Consider the following 19,432-nt stretch of genomic DNA (forward strand, 5'->3'; position numbering starts at 1 on the left):
CTAAAATAAAACACAAATAAATGGGACTGATTAAAGGCGCACTGCAAAAACCGATCACAATCCTGGTAATCGTTGCAGGCCTATTCTTTTTCGGGATCAATGCTGTCCGAACCATCAAGATCGATATCTTCCCCGATCTAAACTTGCCGGTTATTTATGTGTCTCACCCTTATGGCGGTTTTACTCCCGACCAGATGGAGGCGTATTTCGGTAAACAATACGTGAATCTGTTGCTGTTCGTATCGGGTGTTAAGACCATCGAAACAAAAAATATACAGGGGCTAACCCTGATCAAGGTTACATTTTATGAGGGCACTAATATGGCCCAGGCGGCAGCGGAGGTGACGTCCTACACCAACAGGGCCCAGGCCGGCTTCCCGCAAGGGTCGCAGCCGCCATTCATACTCCGATTTGATGCTTCGACGCTTCCTGTGGGACAATTGGTATTAAGTAGCCCCACCAGAAGTAATAACGAATTGCTCGACTACGCACTGGTATACGTCCGATCATCATTTACTTCGATCCCCGGACTTGTTGCCCCGGCGCCATTTGGCGGTAACCAGCGTACCGTAGTTATCAAGGTTGATCCTGCTTTACTACGAGCACATAATTTAACGCCCGACCAGATTGTACAGGCATTACGCGATAATAACCAAAATACACCGGCCGGTAACGTACGTGTGGGTGATTATAACTACCTGACACCGGCTAATACCACTATTAAAAAGATACCTCAGTTCGGAGATATCCCGTTGATCAAAAACGGCGTGCAGACGCTGTTTATGCGCGATGTGGCCACTGTAGAAGATGCCGCGGATATCACCAATGGTTACGCTTTGATCAATGGCAAGCGCTCGGTTTATCTGCCTATTACCAAATCGGCCGATGCATCTACATGGGAGGTAGTACAGAATTTGAAGAAAGCCATTCCAAGATTCCAGGCATTGCTTCCACCGGATGTAAAACTTTCGTTCGTATTCGACCAATCTGTTTATGTAATCAATGCAGTAAAGAGTTTGGCCGAAGAGGGTGCTATTGGTGCGATATTGACAGGCTTAATGGTATTGCTGTTCCTGGGTGACAGGCGCGGTGCTTTGATCGTGATCCTGACGATACCAACCTGCGTGATCTCGGGTATCTTCTTCCTGTCGCTGTTTCATCAAACCATCAATATCATGACGCTGAGCGGTCTGTCGCTGGCGATCGGTATTTTGGTCGATGAATCAACGGTAACCATAGAAAATATTCACCAGCATTTTGATATGGGTAAACCTAAGGCGCTTGCCATATGGGATGCCTGTAAGGAAATTGCTTTCCCTAAATTGTTAATCCTGTTCTGTATCCTGGCGGTATTTGCTCCGGCTATTACCATGAAGGGTATACCGGGAGCGCTGTTCCTGCCGCTTTCCATGGCGATTGCTTTTTCAATGATCACTTCATACGTTTTGGCTCAAACCTTCGTGCCGATCATGGCCAACTGGCTAATGAAGAACGAACATGAGGACAAAAACTATGCTGCCAAACACGACGAACAGGACGAACTGGATCAGTGGAAATTAAAAGAAGAAGCCGTTAAACATACCCTGGAGCATCATGACGGAGGTAAAGTAAGCCGGTTTGAGCGTTTCCGGGAATGGTATATGGAGAGGATTGACAAATTCCTGATGCCTAACCGTAAACTGGTTGTAATATTCTATGTTATTACCTCACTTGGCTTTGCTGCTGTGTTGTTCAATTGGATAGGCCGCGACGTATTGCCCAAGGTAAATTCCGGTGCTTTCCAGATGCGTTTACGCGGGCCGGATGGTACGAGAATGGAACGCACAGAAGCTACTACGATTAAGACCCTGCACATACTGGAAAAACTGGTGGGCAAAAATAATATAGCCATTACCTCAAGCATGGTAGGGCAACACCCTTCATCATTCTCAACAAACCCGATCTACCTGTTTATGGCTGGTCCGCAAGAAGCTGTAATGCAGGTGAGCTTGAATGAGAACTACAAGGTAAACCTGGATGATTTGAAAGAACGCATCAGGGATACGATGAAAAAAGCTTTGCCGGATGTAAAAATATCTTTTGAGCCGATAGAACTGACGGATAAAATCCTAAGCCAGGGATCAACCACACCTATTGAGGTTGCATTGACCGGGAAGAATAAAAAGCAAAACCAGGAATATGCTCAAAAGGTGATCAAACAGTTAAAGTCTGTTCCTTATCTGCGCGATGTGCAGGTAGCGCAATCCTATAAATATCCGGCTATTAGTGTTAATATTGATCGCGTGCGTGCAGCAGAACTGGGTGTGAGTATCAATGATATATCCCGTACGCTGACGGCTTCTACTTCATCATCCCGCTTTACAGAAAAGAATAACTGGATAGATGAAAGAGTAGGGTTAAGCTATTTGGTGCAGGTAGAGATACCCGAATATAAAATGTCGAGCCTGAACGATATCCGCGAAATTCCGATTGTCGCCAACCAACCAAGGCCTGTATTAGGTGATGTAGCTGAAATAAAAACGGACACGACAAACGGTGAGGATGATGATATCGGCGCAGTACCAACGCTTTCGGTGACGGCCAATATCAATAAAATGGACTTGGGAACTGCGACAAACGACGTAAATAAAGCCCTGGCGGATTTAGGAAAGCCGCCGCGTGGCCTGACAGTTGAATTGCGCGGCATGGCCCAAACATTGACCGAAACTCTTGATAGTTTGCAATCAGGTTTGATAGTGGCCATCCTGGTGATATTCCTGATGCTGGCTGCCAACTTCCAATCGTTCAAGGTATCGCTGGTGGTATTGTGTACGGTCCCGGCGGTAATAGGTGGCGCATTATTCCTTGTTAAGATAACGGGCGCTACGCTGAACCTGCAATCCTACATGGGTATGATCATGTCGGTGGGTGTATCCATTTCTAACGCAGTGCTATTGGTAACCAATGCAGAAGAGTTGCGCAAGCACAATGGCGACGCATTGAAATCGGCGCGCGAAGCGGTAGCTTTACGTATCAGGCCGATATTGATGACCAGTTTGGCTATGATAGTAGGTATGCTTCCAATGGCATCTGGCCTGGGTGAGGGTGGCGATCAAACCTCTCCGCTTGGCCGTGCGGTAATTGGCGGCCTGCTTGCCTCAACATTTGCCGCATTAATTGTACTGCCGCTGGTTTTTGCCTGGGTACAAGGCAATACCACTACCGATTCTGTATCACTTGACCCCGAAGATAAAGAAAGTAAATTCTATGTTCCTTTGCATCATCATGAAAACCCTAAAAAATAAATCACTTATTATTCTTGCTTGCTTTGTGGCTGGCATGGGCTTGTTAACTTCCTGCGGTCCAAACAAAAAAGAAAAGGAAGAGCAGCAACAAACAGTTGAAGCAGAGAATGCGTTGGACACCCCGACTGTGGCGCTTGTTCCGGCAGCGAAAGGAAAATTAAGCTCAAGCATTACCGTGCCGGGCGAGTTGCAGCCTTTTTTGCAGGTTGACCTTTATGCCAAGATCAACAGCTATGTAAAGACACTTTTGGTCGATATAGGCTCACAGGTACACAAAGGGCAATTACTGGCTACTTTGGAGGCCCCTGAGATCAACTCACAACTGGAACAGGCCAAATCGGTAATACAACAAAATAAAGCCGTATTGTTTGCCAGCAAGGCAACTTATGACAGGTTATATAGCACAAGCAAAACCCCTGGTACAGTATCCCTAAACGATCTTGAACAGGCTCAGGCTAAAATGCGTTCAGATTCTGCTAATGTAGAAGCGGCTAAATCTGCTTATAAAGTCATAACCGCTAACCTGGATTACTTACAGATACGCGCACCATTTGATGGTGTGATCACTGTTCGTAATATTAACCTGGGGACTTATGTTGGTCCTGCTGGCGGTAGCGGAAATCTGCCTTTGTTTGTTATCGAGGATCATAAACGACTTCGTTTAGTGATTTCAGTTCCCGAAAATTATACCGGTGGATTGCATGATGGTAGTGAGGTTACTTTTAATGTAAAAGCATTACAAGGCGAAAAATTTACTGCACCTGTAAAACGTTTGGCTGGCGCACTGGATCAGAAGTTAAGATCGGAACGTTTGGAAGTTGACGTATATAACAAGGATGGCAGGCTATTGCCGAATATGTATGCCGATGTAAATGTTCCGCTTCCGGCAAGGGACAGTGCTTTCATCGTACCAAAAACCGCGGTGGTTACTTCAACTGAGAAAGTATTTGTGATCAAGGTTGTAGACAATCGTGCGCAATGGGTTGATGTGCAGAAAGGTATGGAAGCAGGAGATAACGTAGAAATTCATGGCGATATCAAAACCGGCGACCAGATCATAAAAGCAGCTTCTGAAGAGATCAGGAACGGCTCACCTGTGAAAGTAAATGCGAATGCCGCTAAATCCAGCAACAGCGAAGGCAAAGAAGTTAGTGGTCCGGATAAAGCTAATGGTAAATCGGATTCATCTGCCAAGAAGAAATAATATCTATCTATAAACTCTCCTGTCATTTCGACGAACGATGGCCTGCGGGAGAGCGAGGAGAAATCTTCTACGATCTGCATATTCGATTGCAGGGTGTAGAAGATTTCTCATCCGCGTCATTGCTCAATCCATTCTGCGGATTCGAAATGACATTTTTTGGATTGATTATTGCAATTTTTTGATCAGACTAACCCCCAGATCATTTGTGCTAATGGCCGAATTGGATAACACAACTACTCCCAATTTCTTTTGAATATTAAATGCCATGAAACTACTGCAGCCATAAGTTGCACCGTCATGAAAGTAATATTCCACGCCATTAACTACGATGACGTGCCAGCCTAAGCCTAATTTGATGTCTTTATTATAAGTTATCTGATGGGTAAGCTCAATCGCTTTGGAAAGCTCAGTTTGAGTAGACGCCATGTTAGCTTTCATGTACAGTAGCATGTCCTCTACTGTCGATCTTAGTGCGCCGCAGGCAGCAAGCACCTGAAATGTCCACGGTGAAGTAGCTTTTCCATCCTCGTTATAAACGGTAACAAATCTTGGTCGTTGCGCTATAGTTAAGTGTTGTTCTGTGTTTTGCATGCCCAGCGGGGTACAGATCACTTCCTTTATCATTTCCTCGAATGTTTTCCCGCTTATCTGTTCCAAAATGCTGCCTAATAAACCAACCCCGAAATTGGAATAGGCATAAGTCTCGCCAGGTTTACTGCTGAGTTTGCAGGTTTTCAGGTATTCGTAAAGATGCTTTTTGGTATAATCTTTATAAGGGTCATAAGGATCACTTGAATGAAACTCGAAATTATCTGGCAAGCGTGATAAGCCGGAGGTGTGATTGCTCAGCATTTCAAGCGTAATACCTTCTAGCTCTTTGTTAGAGGAAACAGAATCAGGCAAATATTTGGTGATCGGATCCGTTAGTTTTAGCTTACCTTCATTAGCATAGTATGCCAATAGGGTAGCGGTAAATGTTTTGGTGATTGAACCAATCTCGTAAATAGAATTTGTTTCCGGTAGCTGATTATTCCCGGCAGCGGTCTCGCCATAATTATAAGTATGAACCACGCCGTTATGGATGATCCCAATGCTTAAACCAACTGTATTTCCTTTTTGAATATAATTCCTTGCCGCCGAGTCGACCCTTTTATCGGTCAGCGTTCGCATCAGGTTAGAGGTGTGGGCGGGTTTGAGTTTATCCGCAGCCACTTCCTTATAAGGTTTAAACAGGAGCAGATCGAGTTTATCGTCCTTATCCAACGCAAGTAATAGTTGTAAACTTCCGGAGTCAAAATCCAGCTTATAGGTGCTCAATTTATTGTCCTGGAAACTGATAAGTGAGGATTGCCGGATAGGGCCGAGCGGGAAAAGCTCCTGGTCTGCAACATATTTAAATGTTTCGGCGCTTAATTGTTTTTTGAAACCTTCTCCCGCCAATTCATAGATCGATTCAGCCTGGCGCTCATTAAAGTATTTGTAAACCAGTGTAAATACCGAATCATTTTTGCGCTGTTGTAAGCTTTGGGCGGATGCAGTAATACTCAAAAATAGCACTAGAATCGAACCGATAAATTGAATTTTTCTCATAGAGATTCGTCGCCGGAAGCATCTCCGTTCTTAAGTATATTATTGAGCGGATCCGTTAGTCTGGCGAATCGTTTTTCTTTATATAACCATAATATCCTGAACATAATAACGCCGATAATAGCTCCGGAAATATAAGCGTATCCGATAAAGCTGAACATAGAGCCGGGTTCGGCTAAAATATTCTTGAATGAATGCGAAAATAAGATGGCATATACCAGGCTTAACGCTAAAGCCAGTCCTGCTCCGGTAATAATTCCACCATCTCTCACGCAGTACTTCCACAAACCACCTTTACGGGTTTCTTCCCACTTCTGCACGAATGTGATATTTCGGATATCCTCTTCAGTTAGGCCCTTGGCTTTTAGTTTTTTCCTTCTTTCGAGATTTTCCTCAAAATGATATATATCGCGACTTACACCAAGTATAAAATATATTACAATCCACCAAACTTCGTGAATATACCAGCAAATAAGAGCTGCAAAAATTACAGATAAGATGAGCCGCTTATAAGATGACTTTAAATATTGCTTAAAAACATCGGCTGTCATCACAAACTTTTTATTGCGTTTGCCCGGCCAGCAAATAAAGTACCGCCATGCGGATAGCCACCCCGTTCTCCACCTGGTCGAGAATGATCGATTGTTTGCTGTCGGCTACATCGCTGGTGATTTCAACACCACGGTTGATTGGTCCCGGGTGCATAATCGTGATCTCTTTGTCCAATGAATCCAGTATTTGCTTATTCAAGCCGTACAGCATGCTGTATTCGCGCAATGAAGGGAAGTACTTGATATCCTGGCGCTCCAACTGTATGCGCAGCATATTGGCTACATCGCACCAGTTTAACGCTTTCAGCAGATCGTGCTCAACTTTTACGCCTAAGGCACCGATATATTTTGGGATCAGGGTAGTCGGGCCGCAAACCATTACTTCTGCGCCTAGTTGTTTGAGGCAAAGGATGTTGGAGAGCGCCACGCGAGAGTGCAGGATGTCACCAACGATGGCTATCTTTTTACCTTCAACACTACCATATCTTTCGCGGATGGAGAAGGCATCCAGCAGAGCTTGTGTAGGGTGCTCGTGAGCACCGTCGCCTGCGTTTACTATTTGTGCCTTAACATGTTTTGACAGGAAGATACCGGCACCGGCATAGGGGTGACGCATCACCACCATATCTACCTTCATCGCCAGGATGTTATTGACGGTGTCGATCAGTGTTTCGCCTTTGCTTACTGATGACGAGGAAGCCGCGAAGTTTACTACATCAGCTGATAATCTCTTTTCAGCCAGCTCAAATGAAAGGCGTGTACGGGTAGAATTTTCAAAGAAGATATTGGCAATGGTTACATCGCGCAGCGATGGAACCCTTTTGATCGGACGATTTAGAACCGATTTGAAACCGTCGGCAGTTTCAAATATCAGCTCGATGTCTGTACGATTCAAGTCTTTTATGCCTAATAAGTGCCTTGTGCTCAGTCCTGCCATTTTATATTTCGGATTTCGGAATTTCGATTTCGGATTTTCCTGTTGATTATTTTTTTGATTTATTATTTTTTTGATTTGTCTTTGCAGTTTTGCCGATAGCTGTGAATATAGCCGTCAACTCATCTGCTTCTTTTTTGAGAGCAATCAAGTCTTCTGATTTAACCAGGTTCGATTCCTCCATTAATTCCAGCCATAAAGAGATTCATCCGCTTCCTCTTCAACAATCACTATTTTATTTATAAAGTCAGCAGTCGACTTACCTCTGCATGCAGATCGATAATTGGCGCCAACTGACGACGAGCTTCTTATTAATTGGTTAGATAAAGCGTTAAGCGCACGACTGTTCGGCAATTTTTCGATAAACCTGATAACGTCGATAGCAAATCTCTTAGTTCTACGTTTTAATTCAATTTTATCCATTTCTAAAATCTAAATCCGAAATCGAAATTCCGAAATCCGAAATCATTTCGCATCCGATAGTAACACCACCTTGTCTTCGCCATCAGTCTCTTTCCAACTCACTACCACCTTTTGTGATGCGATGGAATCCACTTCGATACCTACATAGTCAGCTGCTACCGGCAAGTGACGTGAGTAGCGGCGATCAACAAGTACCAACAACTCCACTTTCTCCGGTCTGCCAAAATAGAGCATGCCGTCCATTGCAGCACGAATGGTGCGGCCGGTCCAAAGCACATCGTCCATCATGATCACTTTTTTACCTTCAATGATGAAGTCGATCTTAGTTTGATTAGGCACAAGTTGCGATTCACGGCGGCGGAAGTCGTCGCGGTAGAAGGTAATATCCAGGTCGCCCTGTAAAATGGTTTTTCCCGGTAATATTTTTCGCAGTTCTTCGGCAACCCGCTTGGCAAGGTAAATACCCCTTGGTTGTATGCCTATTAATACTGAATTAGAGAAATCGTCATGATTTTCAATTAACTGACGACATAGACGTTGTATGGTAATCTGAAATTTCTGACCGTCGAGCAGAGTAGGGTTTTGCATCTTTGGTTGGATTTGGGCAAAGGTATAAAATTTAGTGATTAGTTGGTGATAGAGTTATCAGTTAACCGGTGATCAGTTATCAGGAATGATGTATATGGCAAATTCACCTTTTATTAATAGCAGAAGAATGTGATTTATTTAATCACTAAATTGGCTATACTTATCCGCATATCATGAAAATCTATAAAACCTTATTAGTGGCTGCGCTGGCTTGCGCGGCTTCATTACAAAGCTTTTCACAAACTGTATCTGAGAGCTTACCAACGGATTATCTAACCAAAGAATTTCATGCAGGCAGACGCGATGCATTGCGCAAACTGATGCCCGACAACTCTGTGGCGGTGATATTTGCATATCCTGAGCGTGTGTTTTCTGAGGATGTGAATTACGCCTATCATGCTAATCCTGATTTATACTACTTCTCCGGATATAAAGAGACTAGCGCCGTTTTATTCATATTCAAAGAAATGCAGCATGGGCAGAATGGCGATTATAATGAAATGTTCTTTGTTCAGAGCCGGGACCCGCAGCAGGAGCAGTGGACAGGTAAGCGTCTTGGTGTTGAAGGTGTGAAAGCAAAACTTGGTTTCAGTAAGGTTTATAATAGCGAAGAGTTTACAAAATCGTCAATCGACCTGAAAAAGTTCAGTACTGTTTTATATGATGGGATTCCGGAAGATGAAGGGAATATGAAAGGTCTGTATAATGCCTTTAAAGAAAAAGCTGCGGTGCCAGAGATAAACAATGAAGTGTTGAGCACTTTGACGACCATCATACAATATGGCACACCTAAAAATCTGCCACGTATCATGGATTATTTTAAGGCGAAATTTGAACTTCCTGAGTATAAGAGTAATCAATTGCTGCAAGGGTTTATCAGCAAACCAGATTCTGCGAGTTTAGCTGATTTGAAAGTTAAATTCAATACGCAATTTGGTGGATTGGTGATGTATAGTGACGACATGAAACAGTTGCGTGGCGTAAAACAGCCCGAAGAAGTGGAGTTGGTAAAGAAGGCTGTAGAGATATCCAGCATCGCACACGCGGAAGTGATGCGTGCCATAAAACCAAATATGTCTGAACGTGAATTGCAGGGCATCTTTGAATATGTGCATAAGAAATATGGAGCAGAGGATGAAGGCTACCCGCCAATTGTAGGTGCAGGGGCAAATGGCTGTATCCTGCATTATGAGGAGAATAATGTGACTGAAGTGAAAAATCAGCTGGTGTTGATGGACGTGGGTGCTGAATATCATGGTTATTCAGCTGACGTCACCCGTACCGTTCCAGCTAATGGTAAGTTTACTGAAGAACAAAAAGCTATTTATCAATTGGTTTATGATGCCCAGGAGGAAGTATTTAAACTTTGTAAAGATGGCGTACCGTACAGACAGTTGGAGGAAAAGACACAGGAAGTTTTGGCAAATGGCCTGATAAAGCTTGGTATTATCAGCAAAGCCGAAGATGTAAGAACTTACTATCCACATGGCGTTTCTCATCATATGGGCCTGGACGTGCATGATAAAGGAGAGTATAATGGTAACCTGAAAGAAAACATGATCATCACTGTTGAGCCCGGTATCTATATCCCGGCTAATAGCAAATGCGATAAAAAGTGGTGGGATATCGGTGTGCGTATCGAAGATGATGTTGTTATCGGAAAAGATAAATGTACCTTATTATCAATAGACGCGCCACGTAAATGGCAGGATGTAGAAAAAATGGTAGCCGATAAAAGTATTTTCGATTTGGCGAAGTTTCCGCCGCTGAAATAAAGCATGTCGGTGAGGACACCGACATGGGGAATAATATTAAGCCGGTTTATTGCCGGCTTTTTATTGATTATTAGTTTACAAATTAGATAAAACGCTAACACAAAACGTTACCGTAAAATAAACCATCACACCTAAAACAATGATGATCAGCATGTCTATAAACATTTTGGTGCCAGTAGGTTTAAACATTTTGCAATAGATAAATCCTACATAACTGATAATACTTACCAGTCCTGTGATAGCTGCGATGGCAACGTATAAAATATGTGGTACATCAAAACGGGTATTTACACCGCGCATCAATATGGTGATGATCAGGGCGATAACAACCATAAAGGCGAAGGTTTTGGGATTCCGTTCTTCGGGAGTGACAGGGTTTTTCATATAGTAAATGTAATATCAATATCGTAAAGTTTCATTTCATAGTCTTTTTTTATAGAATTTATAGAACCCTCTCCCCTGGAGAGGGCAGGGTGAGGCTACAAAAAAGCCCTGTCCGCCATAGCGAACAGGGCTTAAAGGATTTAATTTATTTAAGCTTACTTTGCTTCTTCTTCAGATTTTTTGGCCTTTTTAGCTTTGCTTTCAGCGCCTTCCATCTGTTCTTTTAATTGAGCCAATACGCTCAGGTCGCCTAAAGTTGATTTTTCAACCGAATCTTTCACTTTCTTCACTGCATTAGTAGCTGCTTTAGCTTCTTTTTTGCGGCTTTCGAACTCTTGTACACGGGCTTCAGCGCGTTGCTCTTCCCAGATACGTGAGTGTGAAATAACGATACGTTTGTTTTCTTTGTTAAATTCAATGATCTTGAATTCAGCAACGTCATCAGCTTTTAAGCTCTTGCCATCTTCCTTAACCGTGTGTTTGATAGGAGCGAAGCCTTCAACACCGTAAGGTAAAGCAACGATAGCACCTTTGTCGGTTACTTTCAATACGGTACCTTCATGCACTGAGTCGATAGTGAAGATAGTTTCGAAAGTATCCCAAGGGTTTTCTTCCAGCTGTTTGTGACCTAAGCTCAGCTTGCGGTTCTCAACATCCAGTTCAAGCACAACCACATTCAGTTTTTCACCAACTTTAGTGAATTCGTTAGGGTGGTTAACTTTCTTAGACCATGAAAGGTCAGAGATGTGGATCAAACCGTCGATGCCGTCTTCCAGTTCAACAAACACGCCGAAGTTGGTCATGTTTTTAACGGTTGCAACGTGCTGAGTGCCGATAGCATATTTCTCAGCAGCATGTTGCCATGGATCAGGCGTTAATTGTTTAATGCCTAATGACATCTTGCGCTCGTCGCGATCTAAAGTCAATACCTGTGCTTCAACCTCGTCACCTACTTTCAGGAATTCCTGAGGGTTGCGCAGGTTTTGTGACCACGACATTTCTGATACGTGGATCAAACCTTCAACACCAGGGATGATCTCTAGGAATGCGCCGTAATCAGCAACGGTAACAATTTTGCCTTTAACTTTTGAACCTACAACGATGTTTTCGTCAAGCGACTGCCAAGGGTGCGGGGTCAATTGTTTCAAGCCAAGGGCGATACGTTTTTTCTCATCATCAAAATCAAGCACCACCACGTTGATCTTCTGATCAAGTGACAATACTTCTCTCGGATGCTCGATACGGCCCCATGAAATATCGGTAATGTGCAGTAAGCCGTCAACACCACCAAGGTCGATGAATACACCAAAGTCGGTAATGTTTTTAACTGTACCTTCCAGTACCTGGCCTTTTTCAAGTTTGGCCACAATTTCAGTTTTTTGGTTTTCCAAATCGTCTTCGATCAGCACTTTGTGCGATACCACTACGTTCTTAAACTCGTGGTTGATCTTAACAACTTTGAATTCCATTGTTTTACCCACATATACGTCATAATCCCTGATTGGTTTAATGTCGATCTGTGAGCCTGGTAAGAAGGCTTCAACGCCCATTATATCTACGATCAAGCCACCTTTAGTTCTGCTCTTAACAAAGCCGGTGATGATCTCGTCATTATCCAATGCGGAATTAATTCTTTCCCATGATTTCTGAGTTTTTGCACGTTTGCGTGACAATACTAACTGACCGTTAGCATCTTCCTGCGACTCAACAAAAACTTCAACGTCGTCACCGATCTTCAGATCAGGTGTATCACGGAATTCAGACAGGGAAACTAAACCATCAGATTTAAAACCGATGTTTAATACCACGTCTTTGCTGTTGATGCTTACAACTGTACCGCTGATAATTTCGCCTTTGTTGATAGAGCTGAAAGTTCCATCATACAATTTCTCTAATTTTTCACGCTCGGCAGCGTTGTAATTACCGAATTTTTTGTCATCAGCATCCCAATCGAAATCTTCGTTTGATGATGTGATCTTTGATTTGATCTCTTCGATCGATAATGAATCAGCTTCTGATTCAATAGTTTCTTTTTCTGCGGTTGCTGTAACTGCGTCGAGCTCAGCTTCCTTCGCTTTTAATTCTTTTTCTGCTTCTTGTTTTTTTGCCAAAATAAATTTTCTCCTTTTCCCAATACAATTGGGACTGCAAAGGTACGGATATATTTTTGACTAATAAAAAATATTTCACTCTTAAATGCTGGTTTTAAGGCGCTTTTGTTGGCTTTTTATAAGGTTTTTACAGACTGGGCATCAATTGTGAGACAGCAGCTCAGATATATAATCGAAAATCGACATAAAATCCACCAGCATAGCGTTACGATAAGCAGTTACCCGGGCGGTCATCTTTTCTTCCTGCTCTGGCGTAAACGGATCTTTCCAAACACGCATACAGATACGTTTTAGCGCGTAGGTTATTTTATCGTTTTGAGCATAGGTTTCCAGGTAGCGGCTTTGTTTAAAATCTTCGAAGAATTTAAAGAAGCGGTTGGTTTCTTTTAAACCTGAAAAATTCAGGAACTCCTTTATCACATCTGTATTACAGGAATCCAGATGGTTATAAAAATCATCGGTTGAAATTTTACCGGTGGTGATCAACAGGTTATCCAATATGATCTCCAAAGCAATATGTCCCAGGAAGAACGGTTTTACCGGAGAACCTTCTATGGCAGGCGCCAGCAGATTCTTTAAAGCATGAGAGCGTGCAGTAAAAAATCCGGAGGAATGGAAAAATTTGTCCACCTCCAGGTGCTTTCGCCAGCCTAAAATGATATCGTTGATGTTTTTATCGGAATGCTGAAGTTTTTCGGGATGAATAATGATGTTCTTATCCGCATTCTTCACCAGGTCGGGTAGTACCGTACCCAGTGTATGGTAACAGTTGGTTGTGTCCCTGTCGAAGTAGTAGTGCGATAGAAAATTCATAAATATTCACTCTCGGCAAATTTTAAGTCTGCTTAAAGTAAGCAAATTTTTTGACTATTGTTTAAGATAAACGTAAAAAAGAGATTTTCGGGTATTCTGTTATCTTTGCAGCTTTATTAAATACGATGAATTTTGTTGAAGAACTACGCTGGCGCGGCATGCTGCATGATATAATGCCCGGAACTGAGGAATTACTGAATAAGGGTATGGTGGCAGGCTATATTGGGTTTGACCCTACAGCCGATTCGCTGCATGTGGGTAGCCTGGCCCAGATCATGACGCTGATCCATTTTCAGCGGGCTGGTCATAAGCCTTTTGCCCTGGTGGGCGGTGCTACCGGTATGGTGGGCGACCCGTCGGGTAAATCTGCAGAGCGTAATTTATTATCTGAAGATGTATTGCAGCGCAACCTTGCAGGCATACAAAAGCAACTGGAGAAATTTCTTGATTTTGAGTGCGGTGCCAACAGCGCCCAAATGGTGAATAACTACGATTGGTTTAAGGAGTACACCTTTCTGAATTTCATTCGTGATGTAGGTAAACACATTACTGTGAATTATATGATGGCCAAAGATTCGGTAAAAAACCGTATCAGTGGTGACACGGGCATGTCGTTTACCGAGTTTACTTACCAATTGGTGCAAGGATACGACTTTTACTATTTGTGGAAGCATAATAACTGTGCGTTGCAAATGGGGGGCTCTGATCAATGGGGTAATATTGTTACCGGCACTGAGCTGATCCGTCGTAAAGATGGCGGAGAGGCTTATGCGTTAACTACACAATTGATCAAAAAATCAGATGGAACTAAATTCGGAAAAACCGAAGGTGGTAATATCTGGCTTGACCCAGCTAAAACATCGCCTTATAAATTCTACCAGTTCTGGTTGAATACAACTGATGAGGATGCAAAGGCGTATATCCGGATATTTACTTTGTTTGATAAAGCAACTATTGAAGCTATAGAAGCTGAACATAATGCCGCTCCACATCAAAGAGCATTACAAAAAGCATTGGCTAAGGATATTACTATCCGTACCCATGGTGAGAAGGAATACGATAAGGCTATTCAATCATCGGAATTCTTATTTGGTAATACCGGTATCGAGTTTTTGAATGAACTGACCGAAGATGAAGTATTGGGACTATTTGAAGGTGTCCCCAATTTCAATATAGGCTTGAATGAACTTTCATCAGGCATCAATATTGTCGATCTTCTTGGAGCTAAAACAACCGTTTTTCCATCAAAAGGTGAGGCTAAGAAGATGATACAGGGCGGTGGGGTGGCTATCAACAAAGCTAAAGTAGGCTCACCGGACGATATTTATAACAGGGAACATTTGATAGGCGGTAAGTTTATCGTAGCGCAAAAAGGAAAGAAGAATTATTTTTTAATTGTTGCAGAATAATTTTGCAAATACGACAAAAGTTATTTATTTTTGGATAAATGTCGTTCAAGATAAAAGATCACACCGATAATTACGTAAATGAGCCTATGGCTGTTTACATTACTCAAAGCAAGGGCAGTTTGTTTAATGCTCTTTTTGCGGGTAATGCCAAACAGTTCCAGTCTGCTACTGATTTTGACATTTTACAACTTACCCGAAACGGCCTTAAAAAAAGTTTGCTTTTATCTTTAGCAAAAAAAATATCCCTTACGCTTCAGGAACTGGCCGATATTATGCACATTTCAGAACGTACTTTGCAACGTTATGATGATAACGCCATTATCAAAACCGAATACGCCGAAAAGGCTGTAGAGCTAGCCCGTTTATATACCCGCGGCGAGGATGTATTTGGCTCTCTTGATAAGTTTAAAACATGGATGAAAACTCCGCTTCATGTTTTCAAAGGCGAAACGCCTGTCTCTCTTTTAGATACTTCTGTGGGTTTCGATATTGTATTTAGGGAGTTGGGCCGTATCGAACACGGTATTTTTGCCTGATGATATTGTATCGCATTTCCAACAGCCGTTATGCCGACGACTTAAGCGGGAACGGCGCACGTTTATACGGCGGGCGATGGAACAGCGAAGGCAGGGCTATGGTTTACCTGGCGTCCTCACGATCATTGGCGATATTGGAATCACTCGCTCACTTGTCGCCTACAAATATTCCGGTTGATTATATTATGCTAACAATTGACGCTCCGGATGATTTTTTTGCCATAGATATTAAACTGCTGCCAAATAACTGGAATGAATACCCTGAGCCAAATATTCTAAAACAGATTGGCAATTCATTTCTGCAAAAAAATAAATATCTTTTATTGAAAGTGCCTTCTGCTATTGTGCCACAAGAGTTTAATTATCTGATGAATCCTATGCATCAAAAAGCCGGAAAGGTAAAGATAGTTAACATAGCGCCCTTCAGTTTTGATGAAAGACTTATTGGACATTAAATATGAAGCTATCCCTGCCATATGTAAATGGTAAATGATTAGTGCTAAAAAATTGCTTTCTGAAATAGCAAAAATAAAGCTCATATTAGATAAATGTAATTACGATTATGCGCTTTGCCTTTTCCTGTTTGTTGTTATTCTTGTTCTTTACTTGCCCAGCTATGGCGCAGGTAGATACATCATGGACTACGCCGATTGCTCCATTTCAGATTGCTGACAACCTTTATTACGTGGGCAGCCAGGATCTTGCCAGCTACCTTGTTGTAACGCCGAAAGGGAACATACTTATTAATGCAAACCTTACTACATCACCACCACAGATAAAAGCAAGTGTAGAAAAACTGGGTTTTCACTGGAAAGATGTCAAGATTCTGCTAAATAGCCAGGCGCATGACGATCACATGGGAGGGGCTGCACAAATAATCCGTGAAACACGAGCAAAGAACATGGTAATGGACGGCGATGTAAGTGTCGTGGAATCAGGTGCAAAAACTGATTTTTTGGCACCTTCTCCGAATGTCCCGGGTTATCCTGCCTCACATGTGGATCGGGTTCTCTATGACGGGGATATGGTAAGCCTCAGTGGCATAACGTTGATTGCCCATAAAACAGCCGGCCATACACGCGGGTGCACAACCTGGACGATGCAAGCCCATCTTCCGGGCGAACCGAAAGGGACGACGCGAAATATTGTTATTGTTGGAGGCACGGGATTTTGGTCGGAATATCATTTCGTTGCTACGCCTGGTAATCATGTAAGTTACCCAGGTATTGTGCAGGATTTTCAACACACGTTTGCTGAGTTGCGTGGACTGCATTGTGACGTTTTTTTGGGTGCCCATGGCCAATATTTTGATCTGCTTGGAAAACTTCAGCATTATCCAAAGGATGGCCCACGCGTTTTCATTGATCCGGATGGATACAAGAAATTTGTAGCCAGGTCTCAGGAGAACTTTATGAAAGAATTAAGCAAACAACGAGCCGCTGCTACCCATTGAAAAAATACTTCTGATAATCACGGCCTGGAGAAGATTTTTAAATATAAGTTAAAAGGCAGAGGGTGATAAATTCTCTGCCTTTATTATTTTTGCAAACAATTTTTTACTGATTATGAAGTTTTTAAACTAATTTTCTCCGGCTTATTTAAAAAGTATTTACTCTACCTATGATTAAAGTGGGATTGGTTTGCGTTTTTATTTTCTTGTTGTTCGGAAGTGTATTTGCAGCTCAAGCTGGGGTTAAAGATGATAGTCTTGCTTCTATATTAAAGAATAAAGATGCAGCTGTAAAAAAGCGGGAATTGATACTTTATCTTCGTTTTGCTTTTGGGGATATGCCCCTGAAAGACCTGGAACAGGCAAAAAAACAAACTGTACAAACATTAAAATCGGCTCAGGAGCCGGACAGCGAGGGTTTGATCCTTTTTATTGAAGGGATATGTCAATACAGGTGGAATAAATATACCGATGCTCAAAGTACTTTTCTTAAGGCAATACAAAAGGCCGATCAGAATGAAGACCATTATTTATTGTATGCCTGTTTTACCCACATGGCTTTTATTCAAAATGAAAATGGCAACGAAATAGAAGCTATATCTGATTACAGGGCGGCTAAAAAAGAAGCTACCATTGTTGATGATGCTTACCTTCAAATCGTGATAGATGTTAATCTTTCAGATATCTATTACAGGAACAAGATGTTTAACAATGCGCTGTTTTATTTGAACGAGGCGCAATCGCTGATTTCTACCAACCAGGTTAAAATTCAGCGAATGGAAAATAGTGTTAATGATAACAAGGCCGAAGTTTATTACCAGCTTAAAGATATTGATTCGCTCAAAAAATATAACAGGCTTTTACATGAGGCAAAAGGAGGGAGCACAGGGTTATATACTTTTCAAAAAAGGACTGACTATTACCTGGATATGCTACAAAAAAAGTATCCTGAAGTGATAGCGACGATTACTGCTTTGCATAATGATACTGCTTATCATTTTGATTTAATTGATGAGAATTGCCTTGCTGATGCATATTACAAATCGGGGCAATTGGATTCTGCAAAATCTGTTGTTCAGAGGTTAATTGATAACAGTAAAGATAAAAACCATGCAGAGCTAAATCTTTACCTTTATAAATTATTGGGCGATATTGAAGACCAAAAGAATAATCCCGATGGAGCAGCCATCGCTTATAAGATGGCCTTGTTAGAGTCGATTACGCAATTAAAACAGTTGATTAATGTCGGCTCAGTTTCATCACAGATCAGCATAGATGAGGTCCAAAACTCCTATGCGCTGCGAACGGAAACTTTTAAGCGTGAACGGTTGTGGCTTATTTTTATTATAAGTGTAGCGGGCTTACTGATCATAGTCGGTGGACTGCTTTATTACAATGTACACCGCAAAAAATATTATGAAAAGCTGCTATTTGAATCAAAGAAGAATGAGATTGCATTTATCAATTCGCATGAAGTCCGCAGGCATGCATCAAATCTGATGGGCATTATGCAAATGATCAACCAGGGGGACAATAAATACGAGAATTTTGTCGAGTCAGAACAATACCTTCAAAGTGAGTTAACCAACCTGGATAACGCGATAAAAAATATCTCGCATAAGTTGAATAGTTAACGATTACAGATCGCTCAGCAGTTCCAGCTTCTTCGCATTATATTCTTCCTGCGAGATCAGGCCATTTTCGAACAATGTTCTTAATTTTTTTAGCTTTTCGGTCAACTCATCCTGTTTTGGAGCTTCCTGAACCGGGGGAGCAGTTACAACAGGAGCAGGCGTAGGCTCTGGTATTGGGGCAGGGGCTGGTGTCGGAGCAGCAGGTTGTGATTGTGCGTTTGCTTGTTCTCCAAAGTTAATTGAACCTGACTCAGCACGTTTTTCTTCCAGGTCGCGCAGGCGGCGTGCTTCACGTTCGTCTTCTTTACGCTGCTGGGAGTATTGGTATAGTTTACGTGCCTGAACCTTAGGCAGGTAATCGACACCCATCTCACCGCCGTTAGTGGTTCTGATAGTGAAAATAGCACCGATGATCTCTTCCTTTATCACCACATCAATGATGTCTTTCCAAACAAAATCGATGAACTTTATAGAAAGACCCAAATTTGCCGGAGTGAAAAACAATACGCGTTTGTTGGTAATAGCTACGCAATCGGGTAGTATATTTACTAACGGTTTCTTTTGGGTAGCTATATAAATAATTTCTTCACCTGTGGTAAGCAGGTCAACCAGCCGGGTATAAACTTTCTCCACTGCTTTCGGGTCTTGCTGGTCGATTAAAAATTTGTCGATCATCTTTATGCTTTTTGTTGATGCAGGCCAAAAATAATAAATATCTATGTAAGCACGAATTTCACGAATTAACAAAC

General features: G+C 42.2%; 17 protein-coding genes. 8 read left to right on the forward strand and 9 right to left on the reverse strand.

The genetic code is table 11. From position 1 onward, the window contains the following. Positions 1 to 20 precede the first annotated feature (20 nt). Both VIM89_RS01035 and VIM89_RS01040 read left to right on the forward strand, forming a co-directional pair. A complete protein-coding gene (locus VIM89_RS01035) occupies positions 21 to 3,284 on the forward strand; it encodes an efflux RND transporter permease subunit (protein WP_488154259.1) in 3,264 nt (1,087 codons plus the stop codon). Continuing rightward, positions 3,265 to 4,488 carry an efflux RND transporter periplasmic adaptor subunit gene (locus tag VIM89_RS01040; RefSeq protein WP_488154260.1) on the forward strand — a complete coding sequence of 408 codons (1,224 nt, stop codon included), beginning with the start codon at positions 3,265 to 3,267 and terminating at the stop codon, positions 4,486 to 4,488. Before VIM89_RS01035 ends, VIM89_RS01040 begins: the two co-directional genes overlap by 20 nt. 165 nt (positions 4,489 to 4,653) lie before the next feature. Here the strand turns inward: VIM89_RS01040 and VIM89_RS01045 are convergent, their stop codons facing one another. The 5 genes from VIM89_RS01045 to pyrR all read right to left on the reverse strand — a co-directional run bounded on the left by VIM89_RS01045 (position 4,654) and on the right by pyrR (position 8,571). Next, positions 4,654 to 6,078: a serine hydrolase domain-containing protein gene (locus VIM89_RS01045; protein ID WP_488154261.1), complete on the reverse strand. Its 1,425-nt coding sequence runs from the start codon at positions 6,076 to 6,078 to the stop codon at positions 4,654 to 4,656. Then, complete coding sequence (locus VIM89_RS01050; protein ID WP_488154262.1) at positions 6,075 to 6,626, reverse strand: hypothetical protein; 552 nt, start codon at positions 6,624 to 6,626, stop codon at positions 6,075 to 6,077. The genes VIM89_RS01045 and VIM89_RS01050 overlap by 4 nt, the downstream gene beginning before the upstream one ends. Positions 6,627 to 6,636: 10 nt before the next feature. Further along, positions 6,637 to 7,563: an aspartate carbamoyltransferase catalytic subunit gene (locus VIM89_RS01055; RefSeq protein ID WP_488154263.1), complete on the reverse strand. Its 927-nt coding sequence runs from the start codon at positions 7,561 to 7,563 to the stop codon at positions 6,637 to 6,639. 180 nt (positions 7,564 to 7,743) lie between these two features. Continuing rightward, positions 7,744 to 7,983: a four helix bundle protein gene (locus VIM89_RS01060; RefSeq protein ID WP_488154264.1), complete on the reverse strand. Its 240-nt coding sequence runs from the start codon at positions 7,981 to 7,983 to the stop codon at positions 7,744 to 7,746. A 42-nt stretch (positions 7,984 to 8,025) separates the two neighbouring features. Then, entirely contained in the window at positions 8,026 to 8,571 is a 546-nt protein-coding gene (pyrR, locus tag VIM89_RS01065; RefSeq protein ID WP_488154265.1) for a bifunctional pyr operon transcriptional regulator/uracil phosphoribosyltransferase PyrR, read from the reverse strand. A gap of 173 nt (positions 8,572 to 8,744) precedes the next feature. Between pyrR and VIM89_RS01070 the strand changes: the two genes are divergently transcribed. Then, the gene (locus VIM89_RS01070; protein ID WP_488154266.1) at positions 8,745 to 10,346 is read left to right on the forward strand and encodes an aminopeptidase P N-terminal domain-containing protein; all 1,602 of its coding nucleotides are present in this window, start codon (positions 8,745 to 8,747) and stop codon (positions 10,344 to 10,346) included. 75 nt (positions 10,347 to 10,421) lie between these two features. On the opposite strand, the gene VIM89_RS01075 is transcribed toward VIM89_RS01070, so the two are convergent. The 3 genes from VIM89_RS01075 to VIM89_RS01085 form a co-directional block, all read right to left on the reverse strand. Beyond that, positions 10,422 to 10,730: a hypothetical protein gene (locus VIM89_RS01075; RefSeq protein ID WP_488154267.1), complete on the reverse strand. Its 309-nt coding sequence runs from the start codon at positions 10,728 to 10,730 to the stop codon at positions 10,422 to 10,424. A 155-nt stretch (positions 10,731 to 10,885) separates the two neighbouring features. Then, the gene (rpsA, locus tag VIM89_RS01080; protein ID WP_488154268.1) at positions 10,886 to 12,841 is read right to left on the reverse strand and encodes a 30S ribosomal protein S1; all 1,956 of its coding nucleotides are present in this window, start codon (positions 12,839 to 12,841) and stop codon (positions 10,886 to 10,888) included. Between the two features lie 141 nt (positions 12,842 to 12,982). Continuing rightward, positions 12,983 to 13,654: an ACP phosphodiesterase gene (locus VIM89_RS01085; RefSeq protein WP_488154269.1), complete on the reverse strand. Its 672-nt coding sequence runs from the start codon at positions 13,652 to 13,654 to the stop codon at positions 12,983 to 12,985. 125 nt (positions 13,655 to 13,779) lie between these two features. On the opposite strand from VIM89_RS01085, the gene tyrS reads away from it, so the two are divergent. The 5 genes from tyrS (at position 13,780) to VIM89_RS01110 (ending at position 18,683) form a co-directional block, all read left to right on the forward strand. Then, the gene (gene tyrS / locus VIM89_RS01090; protein ID WP_488154270.1) at positions 13,780 to 15,063 is read left to right on the forward strand and encodes a tyrosine--tRNA ligase; all 1,284 of its coding nucleotides are present in this window, start codon (positions 13,780 to 13,782) and stop codon (positions 15,061 to 15,063) included. A 38-nt stretch (positions 15,064 to 15,101) separates the two neighbouring features. Next, entirely contained in the window at positions 15,102 to 15,599 is a 498-nt protein-coding gene (gene parS / locus VIM89_RS01095) for a type II RES/Xre toxin-antitoxin system antitoxin (protein ID WP_488154271.1), read from the forward strand. Next, positions 15,599 to 16,054, forward strand: coding sequence for an RES family NAD+ phosphorylase (locus tag VIM89_RS01100; protein ID WP_488154272.1), 456 nt, complete (start codon positions 15,599 to 15,601; stop codon positions 16,052 to 16,054). The genes parS and VIM89_RS01100 overlap by 1 nt, the downstream gene beginning before the upstream one ends. A 161-nt stretch (positions 16,055 to 16,215) precedes the next feature. Beyond that, positions 16,216 to 17,052 carry a subclass B3 metallo-beta-lactamase gene (bla, locus tag VIM89_RS01105; RefSeq protein WP_488154273.1) on the forward strand — a complete coding sequence of 279 codons (837 nt, stop codon included), beginning with the start codon at positions 16,216 to 16,218 and terminating at the stop codon, positions 17,050 to 17,052. A gap of 167 nt (positions 17,053 to 17,219) precedes the next feature. Then, positions 17,220 to 18,683, forward strand: coding sequence for a tetratricopeptide repeat protein (locus tag VIM89_RS01110; protein WP_488154274.1), 1,464 nt, complete (start codon positions 17,220 to 17,222; stop codon positions 18,681 to 18,683). 3 nt (positions 18,684 to 18,686) lie between these two features. On the opposite strand, the gene VIM89_RS01115 is transcribed toward VIM89_RS01110, so the two are convergent. Next, on the reverse strand, positions 18,687 to 19,358 hold the full coding sequence (locus VIM89_RS01115) for a PH domain-containing protein (RefSeq protein ID WP_488154275.1): 672 nt from the start codon (positions 19,356 to 19,358) through the stop codon (positions 18,687 to 18,689). Positions 19,359 to 19,432: the final 74 nt, after the last annotated feature.

It is taken from the genome of Mucilaginibacter sp., assembly GCF_036568825.1.
Taxonomy (GTDB): domain Bacteria; phylum Bacteroidota; class Bacteroidia; order Sphingobacteriales; family Sphingobacteriaceae; genus Mucilaginibacter.

Excerpts from the sequence above, each read along its gene's own strand:
- tyrS (WP_488154270.1), top strand. The coding sequence starts at position 13,780 with ATGAATTTTGTTGAAGAACTACGCTGGCGCGGCATGCTGCATGATATA.
- VIM89_RS01075 (WP_488154267.1), bottom strand. The coding sequence starts at position 10,730 with ATGAAAAACCCTGTCACTCCCGAAGAACGGAATCCCAAAACCTTCGCC.
- VIM89_RS01045 (WP_488154261.1), bottom strand. The coding sequence starts at position 6,078 with ATGAGAAAAATTCAATTTATCGGTTCGATTCTAGTGCTATTTTTGAGT.
- VIM89_RS01115 (WP_488154275.1), bottom strand. The coding sequence starts at position 19,358 with ATGATCGACAAATTTTTAATCGACCAGCAAGACCCGAAAGCAGTGGAG.
- VIM89_RS01110 (WP_488154274.1), top strand. The coding sequence starts at position 17,220 with ATGATTAAAGTGGGATTGGTTTGCGTTTTTATTTTCTTGTTGTTCGGA.
- pyrR (WP_488154265.1), bottom strand. The coding sequence starts at position 8,571 with ATGCAAAACCCTACTCTGCTCGACGGTCAGAAATTTCAGATTACCATA.
- bla (WP_488154273.1), top strand. The coding sequence starts at position 16,216 with ATGGCGCAGGTAGATACATCATGGACTACGCCGATTGCTCCATTTCAG.
- VIM89_RS01070 (WP_488154266.1), top strand. The coding sequence starts at position 8,745 with ATGAAAATCTATAAAACCTTATTAGTGGCTGCGCTGGCTTGCGCGGCT.
- VIM89_RS01100 (WP_488154272.1), top strand. The coding sequence starts at position 15,599 with ATGATATTGTATCGCATTTCCAACAGCCGTTATGCCGACGACTTAAGC.
- VIM89_RS01060 (WP_488154264.1), bottom strand. The coding sequence starts at position 7,983 with ATGGATAAAATTGAATTAAAACGTAGAACTAAGAGATTTGCTATCGAC.
- VIM89_RS01055 (WP_488154263.1), bottom strand. The coding sequence starts at position 7,563 with ATGGCAGGACTGAGCACAAGGCACTTATTAGGCATAAAAGACTTGAAT.
- parS (WP_488154271.1), top strand. The coding sequence starts at position 15,102 with ATGTCGTTCAAGATAAAAGATCACACCGATAATTACGTAAATGAGCCT.
- VIM89_RS01040 (WP_488154260.1), top strand. The coding sequence starts at position 3,265 with ATGAAAACCCTAAAAAATAAATCACTTATTATTCTTGCTTGCTTTGTG.
- VIM89_RS01085 (WP_488154269.1), bottom strand. The coding sequence starts at position 13,654 with ATGAATTTTCTATCGCACTACTACTTCGACAGGGACACAACCAACTGT.
- VIM89_RS01035 (WP_488154259.1), top strand. The coding sequence starts at position 21 with ATGGGACTGATTAAAGGCGCACTGCAAAAACCGATCACAATCCTGGTA.
- VIM89_RS01050 (WP_488154262.1), bottom strand. The coding sequence starts at position 6,626 with ATGACAGCCGATGTTTTTAAGCAATATTTAAAGTCATCTTATAAGCGG.